The 6,746-nt window shown below is 62.2% G+C and carries 6 protein-coding genes; 3 read left to right on the top strand and 3 right to left on the bottom strand.

What is annotated here, in order from left to right; translation table 11 throughout:
* Window positions 1–289: 289 nt before the first annotated feature.
* The 3 genes from ACLB1G_RS22985 to ACLB1G_RS22975 all read left to right on the top strand — a co-directional run bounded on the left by ACLB1G_RS22985 (window position 290) and on the right by ACLB1G_RS22975 (window position 3,730).
* Complete coding sequence (locus tag ACLB1G_RS22985) at window positions 290–1,618, top strand: sensor histidine kinase (protein WP_491629568.1); 1,329 nt, start codon at window positions 290–292, stop codon at window positions 1,616–1,618.
* 68 nt (window positions 1,619–1,686) lie between these two features.
* Window positions 1,687–2,454: a LytR/AlgR family response regulator transcription factor gene (locus ACLB1G_RS22980; RefSeq protein WP_491629567.1), complete on the top strand. Its 768-nt coding sequence runs from the start codon at window positions 1,687–1,689 to the stop codon at window positions 2,452–2,454.
* 100 nt (window positions 2,455–2,554) lie between these two features.
* Complete coding sequence (locus tag ACLB1G_RS22975; protein WP_491629566.1) at window positions 2,555–3,730, top strand: PAS domain-containing sensor histidine kinase; 1,176 nt, start codon at window positions 2,555–2,557, stop codon at window positions 3,728–3,730.
* Between the two features lie 3 nt (window positions 3,731–3,733).
* Here the strand turns inward: ACLB1G_RS22975 and ACLB1G_RS22970 are convergent, their stop codons facing one another.
* The 3 genes from ACLB1G_RS22970 to ACLB1G_RS22960 form a co-directional block, all read right to left on the bottom strand.
* The gene (locus tag ACLB1G_RS22970; RefSeq protein WP_491629565.1) at window positions 3,734–4,822 is read right to left on the bottom strand and encodes a porin; all 1,089 of its coding nucleotides are present in this window, start codon (window positions 4,820–4,822) and stop codon (window positions 3,734–3,736) included.
* A 174-nt stretch (window positions 4,823–4,996) separates the two neighbouring features.
* Complete coding sequence (locus ACLB1G_RS22965) at window positions 4,997–5,650, bottom strand: class I SAM-dependent methyltransferase (RefSeq protein WP_491629564.1); 654 nt, start codon at window positions 5,648–5,650, stop codon at window positions 4,997–4,999.
* 20 nt (window positions 5,651–5,670) lie between these two features.
* Window positions 5,671–6,612 carry a CysB family HTH-type transcriptional regulator gene (locus ACLB1G_RS22960; RefSeq protein WP_491629563.1) on the bottom strand — a complete coding sequence of 314 codons (942 nt, stop codon included), beginning with the start codon at window positions 6,610–6,612 and terminating at the stop codon, window positions 5,671–5,673.
* Window positions 6,613–6,746: the final 134 nt, after the last annotated feature.

The following is a 6,746-nucleotide window of genomic DNA, read 5'->3' as shown; positions in this document are numbered from 1 at the left end:
CATCAAACGTCCACACTTATCGACTGTAAATTGTTAAAGAACTTCGGTCCTGCGTCGCTGACGAAGCGTTGTGTTCGCTCAGCACAGAAGCGAGATTATGCAGCGTTTTGTTTATCTCGTCAACCCCGTTCAACTTCGCGTTTTGCTGCGTTGTCTTGCGAGGGACGGAACTATAGCCGATTTTTCCTTCCAGCGCCAGCTTTTTGCCGTCTGTCGCAATCCTGTGGTGTGCGAGGGCCGCAGCCGGTAGAGTTGCATCATTCCAATATGGCTTCCGAGTACCTGATATATGTTCCCTCTGCCCAAGATTCAAGAAGTGCTGAAAACCCTGCTGTCGTGGCTGCACAGGGGGTTCGACGCCGTCGCCACCTGGGTTACCGAGTTGTCATGGTGGAAGTTCCTCGTGTTCGCGGTGCTGACACTGATTGCAGGCTCCATCCTGCAGGAGGAGCTGTTTTCATCCAGCCCGGATGAGGAAATCGTCACCAGCAAGCGCGCCAACAAGAAAGGCGCCGACACCAACATCCTGATCGACGACAGCGGCATCCACTTCAATCCCCGCGGCCGGCTGCGCAACAAGGACGAGCAAGGAAGCAAACACGGTGATCCGGTAGAGCCAGCCGAGCCTGCGGAACCGCCGCAGCCGCCCGAAGCCCCCGCCACACCGGAAACCCCGGCTACGCCCAGCCATGGCAAAGGCGGCAGCGGCGCCAAGGGCTCAGCTTCGGTACCTGCCCTGCCCGCCTTGCCCGGCGAAGAAGTCCACATCGAACTGCCGCCGCAAATCGGTGAAGAATTGTCCAACGCCATAGAGGAAGCCGTGGACGACGCCGCCGAACAGAAGGTCAAGCGCTATCACGGCCAGGCCTCCACCTGGTTCAAGAGTTTCGTCTCGCTGCTGGTGCTGGCCCTGTTCGGCACCAAGGCGCTGATGGGCGGCAAGAAGCGCGCCGAAGCGGAAACCCAGAGCGCCAACGCGGCCGCCGAGCGCGAATCCATGCAGCGCCAGCTCAGCGAAGCCAAGATGCAGATGATGCAAGCCCAGGTCGAGCCCCATTTCCTGTTCAACACCCTGGCCTCGGTCGAACACCTGATCGAGACCAATCCGCCGCGCGCCTCCGCCATGCAGCGCAGCCTGATCAAATACCTGCGCGCCGTGCTGCCGCAAATGCGTGACAGCAATCTGGTGACCAACCTCGGCCGCGAGGCCGACATGGTGGAAGCCTATCTGAACCTGCTGAAAATGCGCATGGAAGAGCGCCTCACGGTCGATTTCGACGTGCCAGAGGGCCTGCGCACGGCGGCCTTCCCTCCGATGATGCTGCAATCCATGGTGGAAAACGCCATCAAGCACGGGCTGGAAGCCAAGCCCGAAGGCGGCACCCTGACGGTGCGCGCCGAGGTGGCGCACAGCAAGCTGCGCGTGATCGTGGCCGATACCGGCCTGGGTTTCGGCGCCATTCCCAGCACCGGCACCGGCCTGGGCCTGTCGAATATCCGCGAGCGGCTCAAGCTGCTGCATGGCGAGCAGGCCCAGTTGCTGATTGCCGCCAACAGCCCCAGCGGCGTGATTGCCACCATCGAAGTGCCGTATCAGCTGTCCAAGACCAAGCAATAAGCCCGCCGGTTGCCAGCCGCCCGGATTCGTTGAATAATTAACCAATTCACCAAACACATAACGCACCCATGCCTACCGCAATCATTGCAGACGACGAGCGCCTGATGCGCGACCAGCTGCGCATGCGCCTGGAACAAGTCTGGCCCGAGCTGGACATCCTGGGCGAAGCCAAGAATGGCGACGAAGCCATCGCACTGGTCGAGCAGCTCAAGCCGGATTTTACCTTCCTCGATATTCGCATGCCCGGCAAGACCGGCATGGAAGCGGCTGCCGAGATCGGCAACAAAAGCCATATCGTGTTCGTTACCGCCTATGACGCCTACGCCGTGGAAGCCTTCGAGCGCGGCGCGGTGGACTATGTGCTCAAGCCGTCCGAGCCGGAACGCCTGAAGATCACGGTGGACCGCCTCAAGACCCGGCTGGACAAGCCTTCCGCGCCGGCCGATGTCAACGCCAGCGTGACGGCCATGCTGTCGCAGCTGGCCGAAAAGATCGCCGCGCCCAAGCCCAAGTACCTGCAATGGATACAGGCCAGCATAGGCCAGGACCTGCGCATGATACCGGTCGAGGAAATCCTGTTCTTCCGCTCGGACGAGAAATACACCTGCGTCCAGACCGAGCGCTACGAAGCCCTGATACGCAAGCCCGTGCGCGACCTGGCCGAGGAACTTGATCCCGCCCTGTTCTGGCAGATACACCGCGCCACGCTGGTCAATGTCAACGCCATCGAGGGCGTGACGCGCGACATACGCGGCCGCCACCTGGTCATGATCAAGGGCCGCAGCGACAAGCTGGAAGTCAGCCGCAGCTTCCTGCACCTGTTCAAGCAAATGTAATCCACCAGGAAAGCCCTCTCACTCCTGCGGCACATCAAGCCACCCCGCCCCGCCCCGCGATAGTCTGGCCGGACGTCCGATCGTTCCGGCCAGGCCATCCATGCCCGATACCACCACCTCCCGCAAGCTGCTGCGCGTCCTGGCCGGGGCCGGCCTGCTGCTGGCCGCGCGCCTGGCCTGGCGCCTGGCCCTGCCCTCCTGGCGGGCGGCCGCCAGCGCCCAGGAGCGCGGCCGCAGCATCATCCAGCACGCCAGCGAGGCCATCATCTCCACCGACGATCAGCAGCGCATTCTGATGGCCAACCCGGCCGCCGCCGCCATGTTCGGCACCACGCTGGAGGCCATGCAGGGCGCGCCGCTCAGCGACTTCCTGCCGCGCGACCAGCGCATGCCGGCCGACGGCGCCGCCACAGGCTATTTCGGCGCCACCGGCATCCGCCTGGGCGTAACGGGCCGGCGCGCCGCCGATTACGCAGTCACCGGCCTCAAGGCGGACGGCCAGTATTTTCCGCTGGAGGGATCGATTTCCTCGGCCAGCGAGGACGGACGCAGTATCTATACGGTGATACTGCGCGACATTACCGAACGCAAGCAGATCCAGGAACAGCTGCAGCAATCTTATTCCCAGCTGCGCGAGCTGTCGGCCGCGCTGCAGACCATACGGGAGGAGGAGCGCACCCACATCGCGCGTGAACTGCACGACGACCTGGGCCAGCTGCTGGCCACCCTGCGGGTCGACCTGACCCTGCTGCAACAGCAGCCGGGCGCCGGCCCGGCCACCCAGCGCCTGCTGCACAGCATGGATGGCCTGCTGCTGACGGCCATCACCTCGCTGCGCCGCATCGCCGGTAACCTGAGGCCGCGCGCGCTTGACGAGGGGGGATTGTATTTTGCGCTGGAAAGCCTGCGCCAGGATTTCGCCGACCGGCACGGCATCGCCTGCGAACTGGTGGCGGACGAGGAGGAACTGGAACTGAACGAGGTCTACAGCACGGCCATCTACCGCATCGTGCAGGAAGCCTTGACCAATATCGCACGTCATGCAGGCGCACGGCACGTCAGCCTGCGCCTGCGGCGCGGCCCGGAGGGATTACTGCTGGAAATCCAGGATGACGGACACGGCATCGCCGAGCAGGACATGAACAAGGCGGCCTCGTTCGGCCTGATCGGGATGCGTGAGCGGGTCTGGGCCCTGCATGGCGACATTGCCATCGCCAGCAATGGCGGCACGCTGATCACGATCAGCCTGCCGCTGCCGGCCCAGCCCGGGGCCTAACGCTTAGAACGCGTGGCGTATGCCCAGGTTGAAGGCTTTGTCGCCGCTACCGGCTTCATTGTTGTTACCGACGGTGTAGCCGGCGCCGTTCTTGTTCTTGATCTTGGCGTAGGCGACGTAGGCGTTGGTACGCTTGGACAGGGCGTGCAGGTAGCCCAGGGCCCACTGGTCGGCGTCCTGGTTGAAGGACTTGTCATCCTTGCGGATGTAGGAAGCCACCACGGTGCCGGCCGGCGCCACCGGGATCTGCACGCCAACCAGGATGTCGCTGCTGTCCAGGCTGGGCTTGGGTGCGGTCTTGTAGTTGTAGGCGTTGGCCACCGGCAGGGCGGCGCTGTTGTAGCCCTTGTCCGAACCGTAGGCGAAGTAGGCTTTCAGCACGTCGAAATCGTAGTTGATCACGAACAGGGTGTTGCGGCCGATGTCGCGCGACACGGCGGCGGTGGTGCCGGAGGCCACGGTGTCGCTGTTGCGGTTGTTGTACACCAGGCGGGTGTTCAGCTTGCCCTGCGAGTAGTTCAGGCCCAGGCCGAACTGGCGGCCGGCGCTGCTGTCGCCAGCCTGCTCGCCCAGCGAGTACAGGGCTTCGCCCGAGAAACCGTCGAAGTTCGGGCTGGCGTAGACGATGGCGTTGCTGGTGCGGGTCTGGGCGCCGGTGGTCGGGAACAGGTTCTTGGCGCTGCCTGCGTAGCCGGCGCCGAACGGGTCGCCCACCTGGCTCAGGGCGTTGTAGTACATGGTGTACTGGCGGCCCAGGGTCAGGGTGCCGGCTTCCTTGCTTTTCAGGCCGACGAAGGCCTGGCGGTTGAACAGCTGGCTGTTGGTGTTGTCCAGCGCGCCGTCGTCCAGTTTCACGCCGGCTTCCAGCTGGAAGATGGCGGACAGGCCACCGCCCAGGTCCTCGGTGCCGCGGAAGCCCAGGCGCGACTGGCTGCCCACGCCGCTGGTTACCTTGGTCACATTGCCGGCAGCACCGCCACGCTCGCTCACGATGCCGACGTCGGCGATACCGTAGATGGTGACGTTCGATTGTGCCTGAGCCGTTGCAGCGAAGCCGCCGATGATCATTGCTGCCAGAGTAAGTTTTTTCACTTGATGTTCTCTACTTGAGTTGAAAGAAAAAGCCCGTATTGCTTCCACGCAGCGCATCATGCCTATCAATTACTTCAACAATGTGACATAGCCAATATTGTTGTTTTTCGGCGTCATAAATGCACAAAGCCGCCGGATGGGCCGGCGGCTTTGTGCAGATAAGCGAAGTTGATCTTATTTCAGGCGGCAACTCAGGAGAAAGTAATGCTCCAGCCGCTCCGTGCGGATTTCGCGCGCCAGCGGCGACAAGCGCTTGCGCAGGTAGCTGTCGGTCGGATAATTGGTCTGGATTTCATAGCGCTGGCCGTCCGCCGCCTGCACGATCTGGTAGGTGTTGCCTTCCTGGTCAGTGCGCGCGGTCGGGTTGCTGACGCCGTCTACATAAGCCTGGTCCAGTATCACCAGCAGCACGTCCTTGCCGACCTTGGCGCGCAGCTGCTTGATGAATTTCTCCTGGCGCTCGCGCGGGATGTGCGTCAACAGGCCGGCCATGAAGATGGCCGTGTGCTGCCCTTCCAGGCCGTCCGGCAGATCGTAGGCGTCCAGCAGGCTGAACTGGACGACGTCCTCGTCCAGCTCGCGCAGGGCGGCCATCTCCAGCATTTCCGGGCTGAAGTCGGTGGCGTGCACGGAATCGGCCACTTCCGAGATGATGTCGGTCCAGTAACCGGTGCCGCAGCCAAGCTCCAGGACTTTATGCCCGTCCAGCAGTTCATCGAGCAGGTCGGCCAGGTCCGCCAGGTCGTCTTCGCGGGCTTCCTGGTGGTACACCTCTTCATAGGTGGGGGCGCTTACGGCGTAGTATTGCGCCAGCTGATTGGTGATCATGTTTCTTGCTTTCTTATTACTTACAGTTCGTAGTGTTCTTTTTCGCCGCTCATGGCCTGCTCGACCAGCTTGCGGTTCAGGGTGGGCGCCAGCAGCTCGATGAAGGTATAGATATAGCTGCGCAGGTAGGCGCCCTGCTTGACGGCCACGCGCGAGACGTTCATGCCGAACAAATGGCCCACCGGGATGGCGCGCAGGTTCTTGTCGCGCTCCGGATCGAAGGCCATGCCCGCTATGATACCAATACCCATGCCCAGCTCCACGTAAGTCTTGATCACGTCGGCGTCGATGGCTTCCAGCAGCACGTCCAGCTTCAGCCCGCGCAGGGCGAACGCGTGGTCTATCTTGCTGCGGCCTGCAAACGCGCTATCGTAGGTAATGAGCGGGAAGGCGGCGATTTCCTCCAGGGTCAGCGATTTGGAGCGCAGCAGCGCGTGCTCGGGCGGCACCACCACCACGTGTTCCCACTGGTAGCACGGCAGCGTGATCAGGCCGCTCACGCCGGCAATCGATTCCGTGGCAATGGCCAGGTCGGCCTGGTCGCGCTGCACCATTTCCGCGATTTGCTGGGGATTTCCTTGCAATAAAGACAATCTTACCTTGGGAAACTTCAGCATGAAGGCCTGCACCACCCTGGGCAGGGTGTAGCGCGCCTGGGTATGGGTGGTGGCGATGGTGAAGCTGCCGCTGTCCTGGGCCGCGTATTCCTTGCCGATGCGCTTGAGACTGTCGATCTCCTGCATGATCAGCTCGACCGACTCCAGCACCAGCCGCCCCGGCTCCGTCAAGCCGCGGATGCGCTTGCCGTGGCGGGTGAAGATATCGACGCCGAGCTCTTCCTCCAGCTCGATGATGGCCTTGGAAACACCGGGCTGGGAAGTGAACAAGGCCTTGGCGGCGTCGGTCAGGTTGTAGTTCTGGCGTACGGCTTCGCGCACAAAGCGCAATTGGTGAAGATTCATCAGGGCGGCTGCTATGTGAATTATGCTCAAGCTTATACCTGTAACGCATATAAGCAAATAAAGACTTAGTCGTTTGGAATAAAGCTGAAGTTTATTACTATTGCGGCTAGTTTGGGGATTCTAGCAAGCCACCA

The organism is Duganella kummerowiae (assembly GCF_053572355.1).
The sequence above is the reverse complement of the archived record's forward strand: the minus strand, read 5'-3'. Positions and strand labels throughout refer to the sequence as shown.

Coding starts and splice junctions, on each gene's coding strand:
- ACLB1G_RS22985 (WP_491629568.1), top strand. CDS start 290: ATGTTCCCTCTGCCCAAGATTCAAGAAGTGCTGAAAACCCTGCTGTCG.
- ACLB1G_RS22980 (WP_491629567.1), top strand. CDS start 1,687: ATGCCTACCGCAATCATTGCAGACGACGAGCGCCTGATGCGCGACCAG.
- ACLB1G_RS22975 (WP_491629566.1), top strand. CDS start 2,555: ATGCCCGATACCACCACCTCCCGCAAGCTGCTGCGCGTCCTGGCCGGG.
- ACLB1G_RS22965 (WP_491629564.1), bottom strand. CDS start 5,650: ATGATCACCAATCAGCTGGCGCAATACTACGCCGTAAGCGCCCCCACC.
- ACLB1G_RS22960 (WP_491629563.1), bottom strand. CDS start 6,612: ATGAATCTTCACCAATTGCGCTTTGTGCGCGAAGCCGTACGCCAGAAC.